Origin of the sequence: Nonomuraea sp. NPDC046570, from assembly GCF_040645915.1 — a bacterium.
Classification (GTDB): domain Bacteria; phylum Actinomycetota; class Actinomycetes; order Streptosporangiales; family Streptosporangiaceae; genus Nonomuraea.
Map to the genome: position 1 here is coordinate 33,332 of NZ_JBEYZF010000006.1, position 18,930 is coordinate 52,261.

An 18,930-nucleotide genomic window follows, 5' to 3' on the forward strand; every position below is an offset into this window, starting at 1 on the left:
AAATGACTTCCGTAGCTCTCGGCATCCCCTCGGTCAGGCTCAAGCCGCTGGCCGAACGCCGTATCTCCCGCCAGATCATGGTCGGTTCCGTGCCCGTGGGAGGCGACGCGCCGGTCTCCGTGCAGTCGATGACCACCACGGTCACCGCCGACATCAACGCGACGCTGCAGCAGATCGCCGAGCTGACCGCCTCGGGTTGCCAGATCGTCCGCGTCGCCGTCCCCTCCCAGGACGACGCCGACGCGCTGCCGATCATCGCCAGGAAGTCGCAGATCCCGGTCATCGCCGACATCCACTTCCAGCCGAAGTACGTCTTCGCCGCCATCGCCGCCGGTTGCGCGGCCGTGCGCGTCAACCCGGGCAACATCAAGAAGTTCGACGACAAGGTCGGCGAGATCGCCCGCGCCGCCTCCGCCGCGGGCGTGCCGATCCGGATCGGCGTCAACGCGGGCTCGCTCGACCCGCGCCTGCTGCAGAAGTACGGCAAGGCCACGCCCGAGGCGCTGGTGGAGTCGGCGCTGTGGGAGTGCTCGCTGTTCGAGGAGCACGGCTTCCGGGACATCAAGATCTCGGTCAAGCACAACGACCCGGTCGTGATGATCAACGCCTACCGCCTGCTCGCCGCCCGCTGCGAGTACCCGCTGCACCTCGGCGTCACCGAGGCCGGACCGGCCTTCCAGGGCACGGTCAAGTCGGCGGTCGCCTTCGGCGCGCTGCTGGCCGAGGGCATCGGCGACACCATCCGCGTCTCGCTGTCGGCGCCTCCGGTGGAGGAGGTCAAGGTCGGCGCGCAGATCCTGGAGTCACTCGGGCTGCGCGAGCGCGGCCTGGAGATCGTCTCCTGCCCGTCGTGCGGGCGCGCCCAGGTCGATGTGTACACGCTGGCCGAGCAGGTGCAGGCCGGGCTCGAAGGTTTGAAGGTACCGCTGCGGGTCGCGGTCATGGGCTGCGTCGTCAACGGGCCCGGCGAGGCCCGCGAGGCGGACCTGGGCGTCGCCTCGGGCAACGGCAAGGGGCAGATCTTCGTCAAGGGCCAGGTCATCAAGACCGTTCCCGAGTCGCAGATCGTCGAGACGCTGATCGAGGAGGCGCTGCGCCTCGCCGAGGAGATGGGCGTGGACGTCGACCTCGACGACGACTCCGTGGGCCCCCAGGTAGTCGTCGGCCGCTGAGGTCAGATGTCGGCGAGGTGGGCGACGTTGGCGGTGTCGGCCGCGTCCGTGCTCGGTTCGGCGGAGAACCAGGCGTCGAGGATCTCCCCGAGCACGACCGCCGAGGTCAGGCGGAGGCTGAGCGCCAGCACGTTGGCGTCGTTCCACCTGCGGGCGCCGTCCGCCGTGTAGGCGTCCGCGCACAGTGCCGCGCGGGCGCCGCGTACCTTGTTGGCGGCGATCGAGGCGCCCGTGCCCGTCCAGCAGCACACCACCGCCTGCTCGGCCCGGCCTTCGGCCACGTCGCGGGCCGCCGCCTCCGACGCCCAGGCCCAGTCGTCCCGCTCGCCGTCGCTGAGCGCGCCGTGCGTGACCACCTCGTGCCCGCGCCCGCGCAACTCCGCCACGAGCCGCCCGGCCACCCCGTCGAGGCTGTCGGCCGCCACCGAAATTCGCATGCCCCGATTATCGCCGCCCAGCCCCGGCGAAAGCGCAATGGACGTGCGCCGACCGGCTTGTGACAGGTAGCAATCGCGCGATTACATATTGGTAAGGCTTTCCTCATGCTCCCCGTGATCACGTCGTCACGTACGGGAAGCTCACCCTGCCCTATGAGCAGAGGAGAGAAACCGAGTGAAGCGCGTCGTCGGGATGGTCGCGAGTTTGGCGATGCTGGTCGCCGGGTTGGGGGGGTCCGCCGAGGCCACCGCCCGCCCCGGCGAGATCGCCTGGGGGCCGTGCGACCAGCCCCAGCAGCAACAGTCGCAGCAGTCGTCCATCCTCGGTGGGGTCATGGACGACCTGGAGCGGACCATGGGCCGGTTGGCCGCCACGGTGGGACTCGCCGAGGCGGCCGCGGAACCGGAGCCCGCCACGCCCGGAGTGGAGTGCGCCCTGGTGCGGGTACCGCTCGACTACCGCACGCCCATGGGACAGACCATCAAAATCGCCCTGAACCGGGTCAAGGGGAAGGTGTCCCGGGACCACAACCACCTCGGCACCCTGCTGGTCAACCCCGGCGGCCCCGGGGCGTCCGGGCAGGCGCTGGCCGAGTACGTCGCCGCCGCGCTGCCGCCGAAGCTGGCCGAGCGGTTCGACGTGGTCGGCTTCGACCCGCGCGGCGTCGGCCGCAGCGAGCCGGCGCTGCACTGCGTGGACCCCGCGAAGTACTACGCGGCGCCCCGGCCCGACCAGGTGCCGCGCAGCCACGCCGACGAGCGGGTGCTGATCGGCAGGGCCAAGGAGTACGCCGACCGCTGCGGCAACATGTGGGCGTGGATGCTGCCGCACCTGTCCACCGAGAACGCCGCCAGGGACCTGGACGTGGTCAGGTCCGCGCTCGGTGAGGACAAGATCAGCTACCTGGGCTACTCCTACGGCACCTACCTGGGCGCCGTCTACGCCACCCTCTTCCCGCAGCGGGTCAAGCGGCTGGTGCTGGACAGCACCGTCGACCCCAAGGGCGTCTGGTACGAAGCCAATCTGGCCCAGAACCGCGCCTTCGAGGTACGGCACCGCGCCTTCCTGAGCTGGACGGCGTCCCACAACCGGGTGTACAAGCTGGGCCGTACCCAGCGGCAGACGGGTTTCGCGTGGTACTCCATGCGTGACCGGCTGCGCACCCGGCCGGCGGGCGGGGTGATCGGGCCGAGCGAGCTCGACGACATCTTCACCACCGTCGGCTACTCCGACGCCGTCTGGCCGAAGCTGGCCGACGCCTGGTCGCGCTACGTGAAGAAGGGCGATGTCACGGGGCTGCAGGAGGCCTACAAGCAGTACGCGGAGACCGACGCCGAGGGGGAGAACGGCTACGCCGTCTACCTGGGGGTGCAGTGCCGTGACGCGCCCTGGCCGCGCCAGTGGCCCAGGTGGCGTGCCGACATGGCCGGCCTGCACCGCGAGGCGCCGTTCCTGACCTGGCCGAACGCCTGGTACAACGCTCCGTGCGCGTTCTGGTCGGTACCGGGCGGCAAGCCGGCGGCCATCAGGTCGTCGCGGGCGCTGCCGCCGATCCTCATGGTGCAGGCCAAGGACGACGCGGCCACGCCGTACGCGGGGGCGATGAACATGCGGGAGCTGTTCCCGGGGGCGCGGCTGATCAGCGAGCCGGGGGGCAACCACGGCGTCTCGCTGTCCGGCAACCGCTGCGTCGACCGGCACCTGACCCGGTACCTGGAGGAGGGCGTCGTGCCCAAGGCCACGCGCCACAGGGGCGCGCCCGACGTCGCGTGCCGGGGTCTGCCGGCGCCTCGTCCGGCGACCAGGATGGCGGCGGGCGGCAGCCACGGGCACGAGCGGCTCATCGAGATCATCGGAAGGTGACAGCTCGGCGTCGGTTCAAGTCAAAGGGTGGGAGGTCGCGTAGTCTGACTGTGTGATGCTGCGAACTTCGGCGTCGCGCGTGCTCGACGACAACGACAGGGAAGAAGTCCTCGCTCTTCTCGACAACGACCCGGTCGCCAACGTCTTCGTCGCCTCCCGGGTCCGGACCGTCGGTCTGAACCCGGCCAGGCTCGGCGGGCAGATGTGGGGGTTCGGGCCGCGTGGCGCTCTCGTCTCGCTCTGCTATGCCGGAGCCAACCTGGTGCCGGTCAACGCGGGTTCCGAAGCCGTGCACGCGTTCGCCGACCGGGCGCGCAGGCAGGGCCGCCGATGCTCGTCGATCGTGGGCCCCTCGCAGGCGGTCGAGCTGCTCTGGGAACGGCTCGAACCGCACTGGGGCCGGGCCCGCGCGATCCGGTGGGCGCAGCCGGTGATGGCCACCACGCAGAAGGCGCCGGTGCCCGCCGACCCGATGGTGCGCAGGGTGCGGCCGGAGGAGTTCGACATCCTGCTGCCGGCCTGCGTGGCGATGTTCACCGAAGAGGTGGGCATCTCGCCCAACGGCGGCGACGGCGGCGCCCTCTACCGCACCAGGGTCGCCGAGCTGATCCGCATCGGCCGCTCCTACGCCCGCATCGAGAACGGCCGGGTGGTGTTCAAGGCGGAGATCGGCGCCGTCACCCCGCAGGCCTGCCAGATCCAGGGGGTGTGGGTGGACCCGTCGTTGCGCGGCCACGGGTACGCGGTGGCCGGGATGGCCTCGGTCGTGGAGGCCGCCCTGGCCTGCTTCGCGCCGATCGTCACGCTGTACGTCAACGACTTCAACCACTCGGCCCGCGCGGTCTACCGCAAGGTCGGCTTCCGCGAGGTCGACACGTTCATGTCCGTTCTGTTCTAGTTCGTCGGCAGGCGGACGAGCATGCCGAGCAGGCGGTCGAGCTCGGCCGCCGGGTCGGCGGTCAGGCCCGCGTGGACGGGGCCGGTCTGGACGATCGTGCTGCGGGGGGCGGTCAGCCAGCGGAACCTGCTGCCCAGGGACTCGGCGGCCAGCGGGCCGGACTCCTCGCCGCAGGCCAGTTCGTAGGCCGACAGCGCGAGCCGTACCCCCTCGACGTCGGCGGCCGGGTCGAGGGAGAGCAGGCGGTCGGGGGAGAGCTCCACCCGGGCGCAGAGGTAGGCGCGCGGCTGGCAGTACAGCAGCACGCCCACGTTGATCTGCTCGCCCCGTTCGACCCGGGGGACCACCCGGATCACGGCGTACTCGTAGACGTCCAAGCTCATCCGCCCTCCCCTCGCCTGGCGGGCGCCTTCAACCACGCGCGCGGCCCGTGGGCGCGTTCTGTCAGATGGTCCACATACGCCTGCCGTACGGCTCGCGCCGAGTCGAATCCCGGTTCGTCGTCCAGCCATTCGTCGGGGACCAGGGAGGTCACGTGGTCGAGCAGCTCGCGGGTGATCTTCCCGGCGAGGTCGTCGCCCGCGGCCTCGACCTCGGTCGCGAACGGCGCCAGCACGTGGTCGCCCGCGTCGAAGGGCCGCTGCGGGTCGGCGCTCTTCCAGTTGTGGTGGAACCACAGCGCCGCGCCGTGGTCGATGAGCCAGATGTCGCCGTGCCAGACCAGCAGGTTCGGGTTGCGCCAGCTCCGGTCCACGTTGTGGATCAGGCCGTCGAACCAGAGCACCCGGGAGGCGAAGCCGGCGTCCGGCGCCGAGGTGAGCGGCTCGAAGCCGAGCGCGCCCGGCAGGAAGTCGCTCGCCAGGTTCAGCCCGGGGCTGGCCTTGAGCAGGTCCTGGATCTCCTCGTCCGGCTCGCGCACGCCGAACTGGGAGTCGAGCTCGATCAGCTTCAGCTCCGGGGTGCGCAGCCCGAGGCCGCGGGCCAGCTCCGCGCAGATGATCTCCGCCACCAGCACGCGCCTGCCCTGCCCCGCGCCCCGGAACTTCACGGCGTAGGTGCCGAGATCGTCGGCCTCCACCACGCCAGGGAGCGACCCGCCCTCGCGCAGCGGGGCGACATAGCGGGTCGCGTTGATCCTTTCCAGCACGACAGGAAGGCTACCCCAGGCTGGTAGTTTCGGCGGATGGTCCCCCTGCGAGCCGAGGATCCCCGGCGTATTGGCGCGTACAGGCTGGCCGGGCGTCTCGGGCAGGGCGGGCAGGGAGTGGTCTTCCTGGGCACCTCGCCCGGCGGCGGGCAGGTGGCGGTCAAGTTACTGCACGCCGTCGACCCCAAGGCCCGGCGCAGGTTCCTCGGCGAGGTCGAGGCGGTACGGCGGGTCGCGCCGTTCTGCACGGCCCAGGTGCTCGACGCCTCGCTGGAGGGGGACCGGCCGTACATCGTCAGCGAGTACGTCGAGGGGGTGTCGCTCAGGGAGCACGTCACCGTCAAGGGGCCGCGGACGGGCGGGTCGCTCGACCGGCTGGCGATCGGCACCGCCACCGCGCTCAGCGCCATCCACCGCGCGGGGGTGGTGCACCGCGACTTCAAACCGGGCAACGTGCTGCTGAGCCTCGACGGGCCGCGCGTGATCGACTTCGGGATCTCCCGGCTCATGGACGCCGCGGCCACCACCAACGTGATCCCGGTCGGCACACCCGCGTACCTGTCACCCGAGCAGATCAAGGGCGAACCCGCCGGCCCGCCCGCCGACCTGTTCGCCTGGGCGCTCACCGTCGCCTACACCGCCACCGGCCGGCACGCCTTCCGGGCGGAGACCGCCACCGAGGTCCTGGCCAGAATCCTGTACGGCAAGCCGGACCTGGGGCCGCTCGACGGGCCGCTGCGCAGGCTGGTGGAGGCGTGCCTGCGCGAGGAGCCGGGGGAGCGGCCCGACGCGGAGGAGGTGCTGCGGCGGCTGCTCGGGCAGCACGGGGGCGGCGGCGACGTGCTGGCCTCGGGAGCGATGGCCGCCGCCTCCGACGCCACGGAGGTCGCGGCCCCCGACTCCTCGGAAGGTTCTCCGGCCGTCAGGCGGCGGGGGCGCTGGAAGTTGGCGGCCGCGCTCGTGGCCGGGGTGCTGGCGGTGGTCGCGGCGGTGGCGCTGTGGCGGATGTCCGGAGGGGACGGATCGCCGGGGCTGGCGGGGACGTGGCAGGGGTCGGCCGAGCATCCCACCGCCAAGCGGGTCTTCCCGGTGGAGATCCGCTTCCAGGACGCGGGCGGCGCCATGCGGTGGGGGGCCGACCTGCACTGCTCGGGGCGGCTCACCGGCACGGGCTCGTCGCTCACGTTCAAGCTCGACCGGGTGACCGGGGAAGGGTGCCATCCGGGGACGCTCAGCCTCGACCGCGCCACCTCTTCTGACCAGGCGGCCATCCGGGTGACGCGTTCCGGCGACAACGTTGTCACCTATACGGGCATGGTGGCCCGTACCTCCTGACGGCGGCGTGTCACGGTCCGGTGGCGATGCTGTCCAGGACCGTTGACGCCGCCCCGGTGCCTCGCTTTCAGTGGTAGGAGAACGGGTTCCGGCGAGGGGAGGCGCCCGTGCCGTACGCGCAGCCGCTCAGGCCTGGGGACCCTCGGAGACTGGGAGACTACGAGCTGTCCGGGCGCCTGGGGGAGGGCGGGCAGGGCGCGGTGTTCCTGGGCGCGCGGGGTGACGAGGCGTTCGCGATCAAGTTGCTGCACGGTTCGGTCGGCGCGGAGAGCGCGGCGTTCCTGCGCGAGGTCGAACTGGCCAAGCAGGTGGCCCGGTTCTGCACGGCTCAGGTGATCGACGCGGGGTTCGACGAGGGGCGGCCGTACATCGTCGGCGAGTTCGTGGACGGGCCGTCGCTGCACCGCGAGGTGATGCTCACCGGGCCCCGCCGAGGCGGGGCGCTGGACCGGCTCGCGGTCGGTACGGCGACCGCGCTCGCCGCCATCCACCGGGCCGGGATCGTGCACCGCGACTTCAAGCCGCAGAACGTGCTGCTCGGGCCGGACGGGCCCCGGGTGATCGACTTCGGGCTGGCCAAGGCGCTGGACGCGGCGGCCACGGTGAGCGGGCGGGGCGTGGGGACTCCCGCGTACATGGCGCCCGAGCAGATCACCGCGTCGGCCGTCACGGGCGCGGTCGACGTGTTCTCCTGGGGCGCGACCATGTGCTTCGCGGCCAACGCCTCGGCGCCGTTCGGGCAGGACTCGGTGGCGCCCGTGCTGCACCGGATCCTGACGGCGCAGCCGGAGCTCGGGCGGCTGGACGGGGCGCTGCGCGAGCTGGTCCTGGCCTGTCTGGACAAGGATCCGCGCAACCGGCCGACCAGCCGTGAGCTGCTGCTGACGCTGCTCGGCGCGGAGACGGAGGCCCCGGCGGAGGTGCTGCGCTCGCCGCCGCCGCACGTCCTGCGGGTGGAGCCGCGCGGCCTGGCGAACCCGGAGGGATACCTGCTGGGGCCATCATCAAGGCCGTTAGCCTCCCCGGAGGGAACCGGGGGGTTCGTGCCGTGGGCGGCGGGCCCGCGGGGGCCGGCCGACGGGCCCACGCAGTCGGGGCGGTGGGGAGGGAACGCCGCCAGCCGGGCCTCGGTCGCCGTCTCGGGGGCGCTGCTGGTCAGTGCGGCCGTGCTGGTGGGGGTGCTGGTTCCGGCGCTTCAGCCGGGCGACGGGGCATCGCCGGTGGCGGGGCCCACGGTGATCACCACGGAGCCGGGTGTCGTGGGGTCGCTGGGGTCCAGTTCGCTGAAGAACAGTCCGGGGGCCGCCAGGCGCGAGTCGAGTTCGGCGGCCAAGCTGCCGCCCGTGCAGCCGACGCGCGAGCCCGCCGGGGGGCCGGTGAGCCTGCAAGTGCCGGTGCTGGCGGGGTTGGACCGTTCCGCGGCGGAGAAGGCGATCAAGGCAGCGGGGCTGCGGGTGGGGGGTGTCGCCGAGGTCGGCTCGGCCAGGCCGGTCGGGCAGGTCGTGGAGAGTGATCCCGCCTCGGGGAGCCTGGTGGCCAAGGGCACCCGGGTGGGTCTGCGGGTGTCGGCCGGGACCAGGGTTCCGGTGCTGGCGGGGCTCGGCCGGGCCGCCGCCGAGGCCGCGCTGGCGACCGCGGGGCTGAAGGTGGGCGCGGTCAACAGGTCGTGTTCGGAGTCGCCGGGTGGGCAGGTCATCGGCAGCAGTCCCGCTGAGGGGAAGAAGGTGGCGCCGGGGAGCGCGGTGGCGCTCGTGGTGGCCAGGAACGGGGCGCGGGTGCCGTCGGTCGTCGGGATGGTGTGGGACGAGGCGCAGGGGGTGATCAACGGGGCCGGGTTCTCGGCGCGGCAGCGGGCTCAGATCGTGCGGAATCCGGGTGATGTCGACAGTGTTCTCGCGCAGAGCGTGGCCGGGGGTGTGTGCGCCAAGCCCGGCACGAGCATCGTGATCACCGTTGGGGTGGAGGGCCAGAATCTTCCCGACCCCACCGAACCCACCGAAACCCCTGAGCCCACCCTCCCCACGACTGAGCCCGACCCGCAGCCGGAAACGGGCACGCCGGTTTCGGGCTGAGTCCGATCCCTCGGGTGCGCGATCGTCAGGCGGGGTCCCAGATGGCCAGGGTCGAGTGGAGGAGGGTGTCGTGGACGAGGTCCTCGGGGAGGTCCATGGTTTGGACGACGCCCCACTGCAGGGCGCCCATGACCGCCCAGGCCCGGACGCGGTCCGTGTCGCCGGGGCCGGAGAACCTGGCGAAGATCTCGTCGCGGAACGATCGGATGGCCTCGCCGGGGGAGCCGGGGGCGGGGTCGTCGGGACCCACGACGTCCTCCATGACCAGGCGGGTCACCGTGCGGTGCCGTACCACGAAGGCGACCAGGGCCGTCACGAACGCGCGACGGTCGGGGAAGTCGCCGCCGAGCAGGGCCAGCATGTCGTCCGCAGCGGGGGCGAGCAGCTCGGCGGCCAGGCGGTCCTTGGGGTGGAAGTGGTACGCCACCGCCGTCTTGGTCAGCCCGACCTCGGCCGCGATGTCGGCCAGCGAGGTGGCGGCGTACCCGCGTTCGGCGAAGAGTTGCCTGGCGGCGGCGAGGATGCGGGTCCTGGTGTCGGCCCCGTGGTCAACAGCGGTCATCGTCCCGTTTCCATGCCGAGTGTCACACCTGATCCCTAGATCGTAGGGTGTGGCGCTCTGGGGGCTACGAGACGACGCGGTAGTTGGGGATCGTGTCGCGCTGGTCCTTGGGGACGCGTCGTGCGCCCTCGGGGATCAGTGCCCGGCAGACGAACGTCCCATGGAGGCAGGCGTCGCACCAGAAGCAGGGTATGCCCATCGTCTCGTCGCCGGACATGACGACGAAAGCCAGGTTCAGCGACGGGCTGGCACAGGACGGGCAGGGCCGGGTGGCGAAGGCGTCGGGTTCGTCGATGGCCTCCACGCAGGCGACCAGCCAGCGTTCGTACAGGCTCGGGGTCATGATCCTGACATCGTCGTGCCCGCGCACTGCCGTCAGGCGCGGTGTCGTCCTCCCCGAGTATCGCGGCCCGGCCCGGCGCTGTCGAGGGACGCCGGGTGTCCGGAACCGCCGTTGAAGCGGGGATCCCTGGCGGCCGTGGTGGTCGGGGACGCGCCGCGGTGCCTGCGGCCTCGCAGCGGGGCGTCGGAGGAGAAGGTCTCGGTGGTGCGGTGCACGCGGGTGGTGACGGCGGGGTCGTGGAGGCGGTGCCGGCGTCCGCGCAGGGGAGCGTCGGGCGTGAACGCCCGCTCGTCCTGCGCGCGTTCGCGCCGCCGTCGCCTCCCCTGGTACGGCTCGCCGCCGCGGTCCGTCGTGCCGTCGTGCCCCGCCCGGCCGCTGAGCATGCTCGCGGTGTTACGCCGGGGCGGGCCGAACGACGACTCCACGAGGGCGTCGAACTCGGCGGTCACGGCACCGGGCGGCTCGGAACGCACAGCGGACTCGAAAGCGCTGCCCGGACCGTCTGCGGTCGCCGGCGCGGCCAGGGCCGCGAACGCGGATCTTGAGAGAGGGGTGAGAACCTCGGCGCCTGCGCTAATGGCGGCCTGGGATGGGCCGGTGCCGACACGGCTCGCGTCCATGGAGCCCGCGGTGCCCACAAGGCTTGCGTCCATGGAGCCCGCGGTGGCCATGGCGGCGGGAGTCCTGATGGTCGTGGCGGCGATGACAGGAGTGGCCGCCGTCATGGCGCCCGCGGTCCTGACTCCTGCGGCTGCCGCGAACTCGTCGGCCGCCATGAAGCCGGTGGTGGTCACGAGTTCGGCCGCGGTCGCGAACCTGTCGGCGGTTACCAGGTCCGCGGTCGTCACGACCCTGTCGGCGGTGGCGAAGCTCGTGGTGGTCGCGGGGTCCGCGGCCATCAGGGTGGTGAGGGGCGGCACGGGGGTGGGGGTGAGCACACGCAGGGGGGAGGTCTTGCGGCGGCGGCCGGGGGCGCGGCGGTTGGGCTTGCGGGCGGGGGCGGTTGCGATGGGCGCCAGCCGTACGCGGAGTTGTTTGGTCCGGGCCAGGGCGAGGGCGCCGAGGGCGGCCAGGAGGACGGGGCCGATCAGGGCGGGGGAGCCGAGGGAGGGGACGGGCGTGGTGGCGGCGGCGTCCTTGAAGGCGGTGATCGGCTCGCGGGTGACGGCCTCGGTGTCCGCCGCGGCGGGCTTGGCGTGTTTGCCGGGTTTGGCGGCCGGTGCGGATTGGGGGGTGACGGTCGCGGCGGGCTTGTCGGCCTGGCGGGTGGGTTTGGCGGCGGGCTTGGCCAGGGGCTGTGGCCTGGCGGGGCCGGCCTGCGGGATCTGGGTGCTCAGTTCGGGTTCGGCGGGGAGTTGGAGGTGGCCTACCCGGGTGTCGCCCACCTGGGAGTCGCGTTCGGCCTCCTGCGCCTCCTTGAGGCGGATCGCGTCGAGGCGCGCCTTGACGGTCTCCGGGTAGCCGTAGCCGACCACCTTGCTCTGGTCGCGTTCCTTGCGCTTGGCCACACCGCCGTCGATGTTGCCCTCGATCGTGAAGATCGTGTTCCCCTCGACCCTGGTCACGATGCCCACGTGGTCGATCTTGTCGATCCTGTTCGAGCCGCTCCAGTCGTAGAAGACGAGCGCGCCGGGCTTCGGCTTGGTCCCCCAGGCGTCCTGCTCCTTGAACCACTTGGCGTGCGCCACGGTGTAGGCGAACTGCCCGACCCAGTCCTGGTAGCCCAGCTTGTCGGCCGCCCAGGAGAGGAACATGTCGCACCAGGGGGCGGAACTGTAGTCGGCGTCGAACTCGATGTTCTTGCCGTACCAGTCGCCGAACTTGGTGTAGGCGCCGGACCGCTCGGCGTAGCCGAGCTCCTTTTCGAGCAGGTCGATGAGCTTCTGGGTCTCTGGGGTCATGGAAGTATGGGGGACCCTTCCGGACATGTCATGGTGTGCCAGTGCAACCCGGGAGAACCGGGGAGTACGTGACGACACCGTAGGCCAGTAGTCTTCGGTGACAAATGAGGCTACCCCGACAAAAGGGCAGGTCAAGAACCGGTCAAGGGGACACCAGGGCAACAGGGCTAAGGAAACCGCAGGTCAAGAGCCTGCCAGATATTTCCCCCATAGGCAGACAAACCAGAAAAAGATCTACCAACGAGTAGAACGCGTTCTAGAGTGGGCCGCATGACGACGGAGCCCACCATGACCGAAGGCGGCCCGAAGAGCGAGGAGCGCCTCGCCGCCCTGTGCGCGCTGGCGGGACAGACCCGTGAGCTCATGGACGCCGTCGCGCTGAGCGAGGCCGGCCAGGCGGAACTGGTGGCGGTCACGGCGGAACTGGCCGCGATCACCGCCCGCCTGAACGCCGTCTCCCGCGCCACGCCCCAGCCGTTCGAGATCGCGCCCGACGGGACCCTGCGGCACCTCGGCAACGCCGTCACCGGCGCCGCCAACCCGCACGCCCTGCCGCTCGTCGTCGAGCGCCTCGGCGCGGGGGTACGCGCCGAGGTGACCTTCAGGCCCCTGCACGAGGGCCCACCCTCGGCGGTGCACGGCGGCATCAGCGCGATGATCCTCGACCACCTGCTCGGCCAGGCGGTCGCCGCGGCCGGGTCGGCGGGCATGACGGGAACACTGAGCGTCCGGTACGGCAAGCCCGTGCCGTACGGCGAGCCCTTGGTGGCGACCGCGGAGCACACCCGCTCGGAGGGGCGCAAGACCTGGGCCGCGGGCCGCATCGCCCTCCCCGACGGCACGGCGCTGGTCGAGGCCACGGGTCTGTTCATCACGCCAAGCGCCTGGCTCCCCTGAGACCGTTCAGGCTTCAGGAGGCTCGCTAGGGGCGGGTGACGCCGGTGCCGGACTCCGTGGGTGCGGGTGTCGCTGAGTCGCCGGTGGGGGCCACGGACCTGGCGGTGTCAGTGGGGGTGGGGGCCACCGGCTTGACGGTGTCAGTTGGGATGGGGGCGGCTGGTTTGACGGTGTCGGTCGGGGTGGGGGCGGCTGGTTTGACCGTGGTGGTCTCGGTGGGGGCGGGAGGCGGTGTGGGTGTCGTGGTGGCGCAGGCGGGGCCGTCCACCGGTACCTCGATGATCTGTGGCCCGTTCGCCGCCACCCGATCGGTCAGCACCATGAGCCCGAAGTGCGCCCGTTCGCCGCACTTCACCCCACCCAGGTCGTACAGCAGCGGCACCAGATAGGACGTCCGCCCGCGCAACTGGCGCGACTCGCTGTGCACGACGCGGGAGGGCCCTTCGCCCTCCCGTCGGGTGTAGTTGACGGTCACCTTCACCGGCCCCGGGCCGTCGGCCGTGATCCGGACCGCCCCCGCCGACCCGCTCCAGGTGAGGATCCGGGCCGCCCTGACCGGCGGCGCGGCCACCCGCCGGATGGGAGTGGGCGAGGGCACGGCGGTCGGCGGGGCCTGCGTCCGGGGCGGGGTGGACGGAACAGCGGGCGGGGTGGACGGAACGGTGGTCCCGGTGGGTGGCGGGGTGGCGTGGCGGGTGGGCCGGCGGGCAGGTTGGCGGGAGACCGACTCGGCCGGGGTGGACCCCAGCTCGAAGGGGGTTTTGGGAGGAGGCGCCAGGAACGTACCTGGGCCGCCGGGTAACCGGCCGCCGCTGATCACCAGCGCGATCGCCGTGGCGGCCAGCGCCCCGCCCGCGATCCACAGGTGCGGCGGCAGCCGGGGCACCCGCCCCGCCACGCTCCTGGCCAGCGACCCGGCCGACCGCCGGTCCGGGGAGGGGCTCGGATTGGCCAGCGGGAAGCGCAGCGCGAGCAGCGTCGCCAGCTCGCTCAGATGCCGCCTCCCTCGCTTCTCCCACTCCGCTCCGAAGCCCTCGACCGCCGCTTCCTCCAGTTCCGCCGCGAACTCGCGCGCCGACCTCGGCCGCCCTGCCGGGTCCTTGGCCAGGCCCCGGCGCAGCAGCCCGCGCACCGCGTCCGGCACCACCTCCACCGGCACCGGCTCGACCAGGTGCTTGTCCCGCAGCGCGGGCACGTCGGCGGACCGGTACGGCGGGCGCCCGGTGACGCACTCGAACATCACGCACGTCGCCGCGTACAGGTCGGCCAGCACCCCCGCCATCCCCTGCGTCCACAGCTCGGGCGCCATGTACGCCGGGCTGCCCGCCGGAGCCCCGGGCTCCTCAGGATGGACGGCGAGCCCGAAATCGGCCAGCTTGCTCGTCCCGTCCGCCTGCACCAGCACGTTCTCCGGCGTGCAGTCCCGATGGGCGATCCCCCGCTCGTGCGCCGAGGCCAGGCCCAGCAGCGTCCCCTTGAGCACGGCCAGCGCGGCTTCGGGGCCGGCCCTGCGGTGCTCGTTCAGCAGGGTGCGCAGTGACACCCCGTCGACCAGCTCCATGACGACCGCGGCCCGGGTCGGCGTCTCGACGTACTCGTAGAAGCGCACCACGTTCGGATCGTCGAGCTCCACCAGCCCGGGCGCCTCCGCTCGGAAGCGCGCCATGAAGTCGGCGTCCCGGCGCAGGGTCGCGTTGAGGTATTTGATCGCCACATAGGCCCCGGTGGCCTGGTAGGTCGCGAGGAAGACCCGGCCGGTACGGCCGGCGCCCAGCTGACGGACTTCGCGGTAACCAGGAACCATCCAACCCCCAGAGCGCAACCCACATCGGTTCGACGGTCTCACCCAGGGTTCCGGTTGTCACGAGTGACAATATTTCGCCCAACGCTAACCGGGTATGACGCTGTGTAGCCATGGGGGGATAATGCGCGAGAACAAACCCGACCTCACCTTGCTCGCCCTCGCGGTGGGCCTGCTGCTCTGCGTCGTGCTGTGGGGCGCGTTCGGCCAGGCGTCGCTGACGGCGGCGGGCGCGGCGGCGCTGGGCTGGGTCACCGACAACCTGGCGTGGGTGTTCGTGGTCGCGGCCGACTTCTTCCTGATCCTGGCCGTCGGGCTGGCGGTGACGAAGTACGGCAGGGTACGACTCGGCAAGGACGACGACACCCCCGAGTTCACCACGCTGGCCTGGGTGGCCATGATGTTCAGCGCGGGCATGGGCATCGGGCTGATGTTCTTCGGCGTGTCCGAGCCGATCCAGCACTACTTCGACCCGCTCCGCGGCAGCGGCGTCCGGGCCGAGACGCAGGGGGCGGCCAGGATCGCGATGGAGTACACCCTCTTCCACTGGACGCTGCACCCGTGGGCGATCTACGCGGTCACCGGTCTCGCCCTGGCGTACTCGACCTTCCGCAAAGGGCGGGGCAACGGGTTCAGCGCCGCCTTCCAGCCGCTGTTCGGGAACCGGCCGGGCGTGGGCAGGGCGCTGGACGGGCTGGCCATCCTGGCGACCGTCTTCGGCACCGCGACCAGCCTCGGCCTGGGCGCGCTGCAGGTGGAGTCGGGCCTGAACGAGCTGTTCGGGATGCAGGGCAGACGCCTGGAGGTGATCATCATCATCGCGCTGACGGCGGCGTTCGTCGTCTCGGCGGCCACCGGCGTACACGGCGGGGTGCAGTGGCTCAGCACGCTCAACGTCTACCTGGCCGCGGCGCTGGCCACCGTCATCTTCGTGCTCGGCCCCACCGTGTACATCCTGGACCTGGTGCCCGCCGCCCTCGGCGGCTTCCTGCAGGACTTCATCCCCATGTCCACCAGGACCGGCGCGTTCGTCGACAAGGAGTGGCTGAGCTCCTGGACCATTTTCTACTGGGCGTGGTGGATGTCGTGGGCGCCGTTCGTCGGCGCGTTCATCGCGCGCATCTCGCGCGGGCGGACGATCAGGGAGTTCGTCTTCGGCGTGCTGCTCGTGCCCAGCGGGGTCAGCGTCATCTGGTTCGCGATCAGCGGCGGCAGCGCCCTGTGGATGCAGGAGACCGGCGCCGCCGACTTCTCCGAGGCGGTCCGGCGGGGGGAGGAGGCGGCGATGTTCACCCTGCTCGACAACCTGCCGCTGGCCACCCTCACCACCGCCGTCACGGTCGTGCTGGTCGCGCTGTACTTCGTCAGCGGCGCCGACGCCGCCTCGCTGGTCCTCGGCTCGCTGTCCACCAGGGGCTCCCTCCATCCGCCGCGCCCGCTGGTGATGATGTGGGGCGCGCTGGTGGGCTCGGTGGCGATCGTGCTGCTGCTGGCCGGTGGGCTCGACGCGCTGCAGCAGGCGACGATCCTGGTGGCGCTGCCGTTCGTGGTGGTGATGCTGCTGCTGTGCGTGTCGCTGTTCAAGGAGCTGCGCGAGGACCCGGGCGCGGGGCCGCCGCCGCCCAGAGGCACCCGGTACGGCCTGCCGGTCGCGATCAGGCGGGTGGTGGGCGACGACGAGCGCGGCGCCAGAGTCCACGCCTCCCGCCTGCCCCGGCTGCGCAAGGATCACAAGAAGTAGGTCGACCGCATGTGCCAGGGGTGGCGGCACGCCGTCAGAGGGCGGCGTAGACGGCCTCCGTCAGGTGCAGGGCGCGCAGGCTGCCGGTGACCGCGTTGGACATCCTGTTCATGGTGTAGCCGACGGCCAGGCCGTGCTCGGGGTCGCCGAGGCCGAGGAAGCCGCCCAGTCCGGTGTGGCCGAACGCGCCGCGCTCGCCCCTGGCCGGAGTGCGGAAGGCGAGGGCGGGGCGCATGTAGCCGAGACCGAACGAGCTGGGGATGCGCAGGACCCGGTCCGGGCCGTTCACGCGGCGGCGCAGCGCGTCGTCGAGCGTGCCGGGGGTGAGGAGGCGGCCGGAGATCAGCGCGTCGTAGAAGGCGGAGAGCGAGCGGGCGGTGGTGACGACGCCGAGCGCGGGCCAGCCCGCGCGCAGGATCACCGGATGGTTGGCGCCGCCCTTGAGCTTGTGGATCGGCGGGTTGCCCAGCGCCCGGTTCATCAGACTGTGCGGATCGAGCGCATCCCTGGCCATCGCGGCGACCAGATCCTCGGACGTCCCGGCCTCGGGGCCTTCGGACGTCTGGGCCTCGGGGTCTCCGGACGTCCCGGCGATCGACTCCTCGGATGGCCCGGCCTCGGATTCTTCGGACGTTCCCGCCTTGGGGTCTTCGGGTGTTCCGGTGGTCGGGGAGGGGCGTTCGCCCGCTGACAGGCGGGCGGCTCGGGCCGTCACCTCGTCCGGCGCGCCCAGCCACAGGTCCAGGCCCAGCGGCCCGGCGATCTCGGTGGCCACCAGCTCGCCGACCGACCGGCCCGTCGCCCGGCGCACCACCTCGCCGACCAGGAAGCCGTACGTCAGCGCGTGGTACCCGTGCGCCGTCCCCGGCTCCCACAGCGGCGTCTGCCGGGCCAGCCGGTCGGCGATCGCCGCCTGGTCCTCGAAGTCCGCCACCGGCACCGCGTCCTCCAGCACCGGCAGCCCCGCCTGGTGGGTGAGCAGGTGCTCCACCCGGACCCCCGCCTTGCCCGCGGCGGCGAACTCGGGCCACACGTCCGCGACCGGCGCCGCCAGGTCCACCAGGCCGCGCTGCGCGAGCAGCAGCAGGACGGTCGCCGTGACCGCCTTGGAGCAGGAGTAGGTGAGCACGGGTGTGTCCCGCTCCCACACCCGCCCGCTGCGCCGGTCGGCCACGCCGCCCCACAGGTCCACCACCGGCTCCCCGCGCAGGTGGACGGTGAACGCCGCGCCCAGCTCCTCCCCGTCGGCGAAGTGCCGGTCGAACACCTCGCGCACGCGGGCGAACCGGGGGTCGACGTGTCCGCCCACGGCGGTCCTCCCTCTGCTAGCTGTAGTGCTGGAAGCGCGGCCAGGCCGTCCGCCAGGACTGCTTGAGGCCCCGGCAGGTGATGATGTCCAGGCCCTGGAACTCGTTCTCCACGCCGACGCCGTTGTCCACTTTGCCGGAGACCGCGCAGGTCTGGAAAACCGAGTCGAGCAGTCGGCGCGGCAGTTTCACCGCCACGGCGACGGTGGCCGTCTCGGGCGGCGGGCCGTACAGGTGGAGTTGGTTGTGGCCGCTGTAGACCGGTGGCAGGCCCGCGGTCTTGCGGAGCATCCCGGCTTCGCCGTAGCTGCCCGTCAGCAGGACGGCCCGCGCCTGCTCCTGCGGCGGCAGCGCGCGCACCGAGTCCCCGACCCGCGCCGCGAACTCCGGCCAGCCGACGGACTCGCGCGCGACCTCGTTGATGTACGGCACCGGCGTCGAGGCCAGCACCTGCACCGGGATCAGCGGCAGCGCGAACGACGCGCCGAGCACACCGTTGGCCACCAGCGCGCCCGGCGCCCACGAGCGGTCGGCCACGCTCACGCACCCGGCGCAGAACAGCATGATGATCAGCCCGGCCGTGTAGTCGAACCGGCCGCCGCTGAGCAGCGTCAGCGCCGCGGCCACCGGGTAGGCGACGGCCAGGCAGCGCACCCGCTCGTCCCGCCACAGGCGCAGCCAGCCGTGCCAGCCGACGAACGCCACCACCGGCCCGAACAGCAGCACCTGCATGGGCAGGAACAGGACGCGGTACTCGCCGCCCTTGTTCTCGCTGAGCGCGGCGGCCATCTTGAGCTGCGGCCAGTCGTTGACGATCTGGTAGACCAGGTTCGGCGCCGCCACCAGGACGGCGAGCGCCGCGCCCGCCCACAGGTACGGGTCGCGCAGCACCCGGCGCGGCCCCACCGCGAGCACGCCCGCCGCCAGACCGACCACCAGCAGCGCGATGAGGTGCTTGTTGTACGTCGCCGCGCCGAGCACCGCGCCGGCGGCGAGCCACCAGCGGCCCTCGCCGCGCAGCAGAGCTTTCAGAATGAACAGGATCGCCGCCGCCCACAGCGGCATGTCGGCGCTCAGCGTGAGCAGGCTGTGCCCGGCGATCAGGGTGAACGTCCCCAGGCCGAGGCCGACGGCGGCCAGCGTCTGGGCGCGTCGCCCGCCGCCGAGTTCGCGGGTGAGCAGCGCCGCGAGCGCCACCAGCGCCACGGCGGACAGCAGCGCGGGGATCCTGATCGCGGTCGGCGAGTCGCCGAAGACGGCGATGGCCGCCCTGGCCAGCAGCGGGGTGAGCGGTGGCTGGTCCACGTAGCCCCAGGCGGGGTCCTCGGCCAGCCAGCGGAAGTACAGCTCGTCGCGGTGGTATCCGTACAGGGGGCTGACCAGAAGCAGGACCGTGGAGATCACGGCGGCGACGGCGGCTACCGGCCGCCAGGCGAAGGCGGGCACGATCGCA

16 protein-coding genes are annotated in these 18,930 nt (G+C 72.3%); 7 read left to right on the plus strand and 9 right to left on the minus strand.

The genetic code is table 11. The features are described 5' to 3' along the window. Positions 1-2: 2 nt before the first annotated feature. Complete coding sequence (gene ispG / locus ABZ911_RS12020) at positions 3-1,172, plus strand: flavodoxin-dependent (E)-4-hydroxy-3-methylbut-2-enyl-diphosphate synthase (RefSeq protein ID WP_358054539.1); 1,170 nt, start codon at positions 3-5, stop codon at positions 1,170-1,172. 2 nt (positions 1,173-1,174) lie between these two features. Here ispG and ABZ911_RS12025 read toward each other — a convergent pair whose 3' ends face one another. Continuing rightward, positions 1,175-1,609, minus strand: coding sequence for an RpiB/LacA/LacB family sugar-phosphate isomerase (locus tag ABZ911_RS12025; protein WP_358054540.1), 435 nt, complete (start codon positions 1,607-1,609; stop codon positions 1,175-1,177). Positions 1,610-1,784: 175 nt separating this feature from the next. Here ABZ911_RS12025 and ABZ911_RS12030 point away from each other — a divergent pair, with 175 nt between their 5' ends. Beyond that, on the plus strand, positions 1,785-3,473 hold the full coding sequence (locus ABZ911_RS12030; protein WP_358054541.1) for an alpha/beta hydrolase: 1,689 nt from the start codon (positions 1,785-1,787) through the stop codon (positions 3,471-3,473). Between the two features lie 55 nt (positions 3,474-3,528). Beyond that, positions 3,529-4,371, plus strand: coding sequence for a GNAT family N-acetyltransferase (locus ABZ911_RS12035; RefSeq protein WP_358054835.1), 843 nt, complete (start codon positions 3,529-3,531; stop codon positions 4,369-4,371). Here the strand turns inward: ABZ911_RS12035 and ABZ911_RS12040 are convergent. Both ABZ911_RS12040 and ABZ911_RS12045 read right to left on the minus strand, forming a co-directional pair. Next, positions 4,368-4,754 (minus strand): DUF3037 domain-containing protein, encoded by a 387-nt coding sequence (locus tag ABZ911_RS12040; RefSeq protein WP_358054542.1) that lies wholly within the window; start codon positions 4,752-4,754, stop codon positions 4,368-4,370. The two genes, ABZ911_RS12035 and ABZ911_RS12040, sit on opposite strands and share 4 nt — an antisense overlap. Beyond that, complete coding sequence (locus ABZ911_RS12045) at positions 4,751-5,518, minus strand: HipA family kinase (protein ID WP_358054543.1); 768 nt, start codon at positions 5,516-5,518, stop codon at positions 4,751-4,753. The genes ABZ911_RS12040 and ABZ911_RS12045 overlap by 4 nt, the downstream gene beginning before the upstream one ends. A gap of 36 nt (positions 5,519-5,554) precedes the next feature. Here ABZ911_RS12045 and ABZ911_RS12050 point away from each other — a divergent pair, with 36 nt between their 5' ends. Both ABZ911_RS12050 and ABZ911_RS12055 read left to right on the plus strand, forming a co-directional pair. Next, the gene (locus tag ABZ911_RS12050; RefSeq protein WP_358054544.1) at positions 5,555-6,853 is read left to right on the plus strand and encodes a serine/threonine-protein kinase; all 1,299 of its coding nucleotides are present in this window, start codon (positions 5,555-5,557) and stop codon (positions 6,851-6,853) included. Positions 6,854-6,960: 107 nt separating this feature from the next. Beyond that, entirely contained in the window at positions 6,961-8,925 is a 1,965-nt protein-coding gene (locus ABZ911_RS12055; protein ID WP_358054545.1) for a PASTA domain-containing protein, read from the plus strand. A 25-nt stretch (positions 8,926-8,950) separates the two neighbouring features. On the opposite strand, the gene ABZ911_RS12060 is transcribed toward ABZ911_RS12055, so the two are convergent. From ABZ911_RS12060 to ABZ911_RS12070, 3 genes are all read right to left on the minus strand, one after another. Continuing rightward, entirely contained in the window at positions 8,951-9,487 is a 537-nt protein-coding gene (locus tag ABZ911_RS12060) for a helix-turn-helix domain-containing protein (RefSeq protein ID WP_358054546.1), read from the minus strand. A gap of 64 nt (positions 9,488-9,551) precedes the next feature. Beyond that, positions 9,552-9,830 (minus strand): hypothetical protein, encoded by a 279-nt coding sequence (locus ABZ911_RS12065; RefSeq protein ID WP_358054547.1) that lies wholly within the window; start codon positions 9,828-9,830, stop codon positions 9,552-9,554. A 32-nt stretch (positions 9,831-9,862) separates the two neighbouring features. Continuing rightward, positions 9,863-11,731: a CHAP domain-containing protein gene (locus ABZ911_RS12070; RefSeq protein WP_358054548.1), complete on the minus strand. Its 1,869-nt coding sequence runs from the start codon at positions 11,729-11,731 to the stop codon at positions 9,863-9,865. A gap of 270 nt (positions 11,732-12,001) precedes the next feature. On the opposite strand from ABZ911_RS12070, the gene ABZ911_RS12075 reads away from it, so the two are divergent. After that, a complete protein-coding gene (locus ABZ911_RS12075) occupies positions 12,002-12,628 on the plus strand; it encodes a PaaI family thioesterase (protein WP_358054549.1) in 627 nt (208 codons plus the stop codon). A 25-nt stretch (positions 12,629-12,653) separates the two neighbouring features. Here ABZ911_RS12075 and ABZ911_RS12080 read toward each other — a convergent pair whose 3' ends face one another. Then, positions 12,654-14,432 (minus strand): protein kinase, encoded by a 1,779-nt coding sequence (locus ABZ911_RS12080; protein ID WP_358054550.1) that lies wholly within the window; start codon positions 14,430-14,432, stop codon positions 12,654-12,656. A 121-nt stretch (positions 14,433-14,553) separates the two neighbouring features. Here ABZ911_RS12080 and ABZ911_RS12085 point away from each other — a divergent pair, with 121 nt between their 5' ends. Beyond that, a complete protein-coding gene (locus ABZ911_RS12085) occupies positions 14,554-16,170 on the plus strand; it encodes a BCCT family transporter (RefSeq protein ID WP_358054551.1) in 1,617 nt (538 codons plus the stop codon). Between the two features lie 34 nt (positions 16,171-16,204). On the opposite strand, the gene ABZ911_RS12090 is transcribed toward ABZ911_RS12085, so the two are convergent. Further along, positions 16,205-17,479, minus strand: a complete 1,275-nt coding sequence (locus tag ABZ911_RS12090; protein WP_358054552.1) for a serine hydrolase domain-containing protein — start codon at positions 17,477-17,479, stop codon at positions 16,205-16,207. Positions 17,480-17,495: 16 nt separating this feature from the next. Then, on the minus strand, positions 17,496-18,923 hold the full coding sequence (locus ABZ911_RS12095) for a glycosyltransferase family 39 protein (protein ID WP_358054553.1): 1,428 nt from the start codon (positions 18,921-18,923) through the stop codon (positions 17,496-17,498). Between the last annotated feature and the right edge of the window lie 7 nt (positions 18,924-18,930).

Coding starts and splice junctions, on each gene's coding strand:
- ispG (WP_358054539.1), top strand. CDS start 3: ATGACTTCCGTAGCTCTCGGCATCCCCTCGGTCAGGCTCAAGCCGCTG.
- ABZ911_RS12025 (WP_358054540.1), bottom strand. CDS start 1,609: ATGCGAATTTCGGTGGCGGCCGACAGCCTCGACGGGGTGGCCGGGCGG.
- ABZ911_RS12035 (WP_358054835.1), top strand. CDS start 3,529: ATGCTGCGAACTTCGGCGTCGCGCGTGCTCGACGACAACGACAGGGAA.
- ABZ911_RS12040 (WP_358054542.1), bottom strand. CDS start 4,754: ATGAGCTTGGACGTCTACGAGTACGCCGTGATCCGGGTGGTCCCCCGG.
- ABZ911_RS12050 (WP_358054544.1), top strand. CDS start 5,555: ATGGTCCCCCTGCGAGCCGAGGATCCCCGGCGTATTGGCGCGTACAGG.
- ABZ911_RS12060 (WP_358054546.1), bottom strand. CDS start 9,487: ATGACCGCTGTTGACCACGGGGCCGACACCAGGACCCGCATCCTCGCC.
- ABZ911_RS12065 (WP_358054547.1), bottom strand. CDS start 9,830: ATGACCCCGAGCCTGTACGAACGCTGGCTGGTCGCCTGCGTGGAGGCC.
- ABZ911_RS12070 (WP_358054548.1), bottom strand. CDS start 11,731: ATGACCCCAGAGACCCAGAAGCTCATCGACCTGCTCGAAAAGGAGCTC.
- ABZ911_RS12075 (WP_358054549.1), top strand. CDS start 12,002: ATGACGACGGAGCCCACCATGACCGAAGGCGGCCCGAAGAGCGAGGAG.
- ABZ911_RS12080 (WP_358054550.1), bottom strand. CDS start 14,432: ATGGTTCCTGGTTACCGCGAAGTCCGTCAGCTGGGCGCCGGCCGTACC.
- ABZ911_RS12085 (WP_358054551.1), top strand. CDS start 14,554: ATGCGCGAGAACAAACCCGACCTCACCTTGCTCGCCCTCGCGGTGGGC.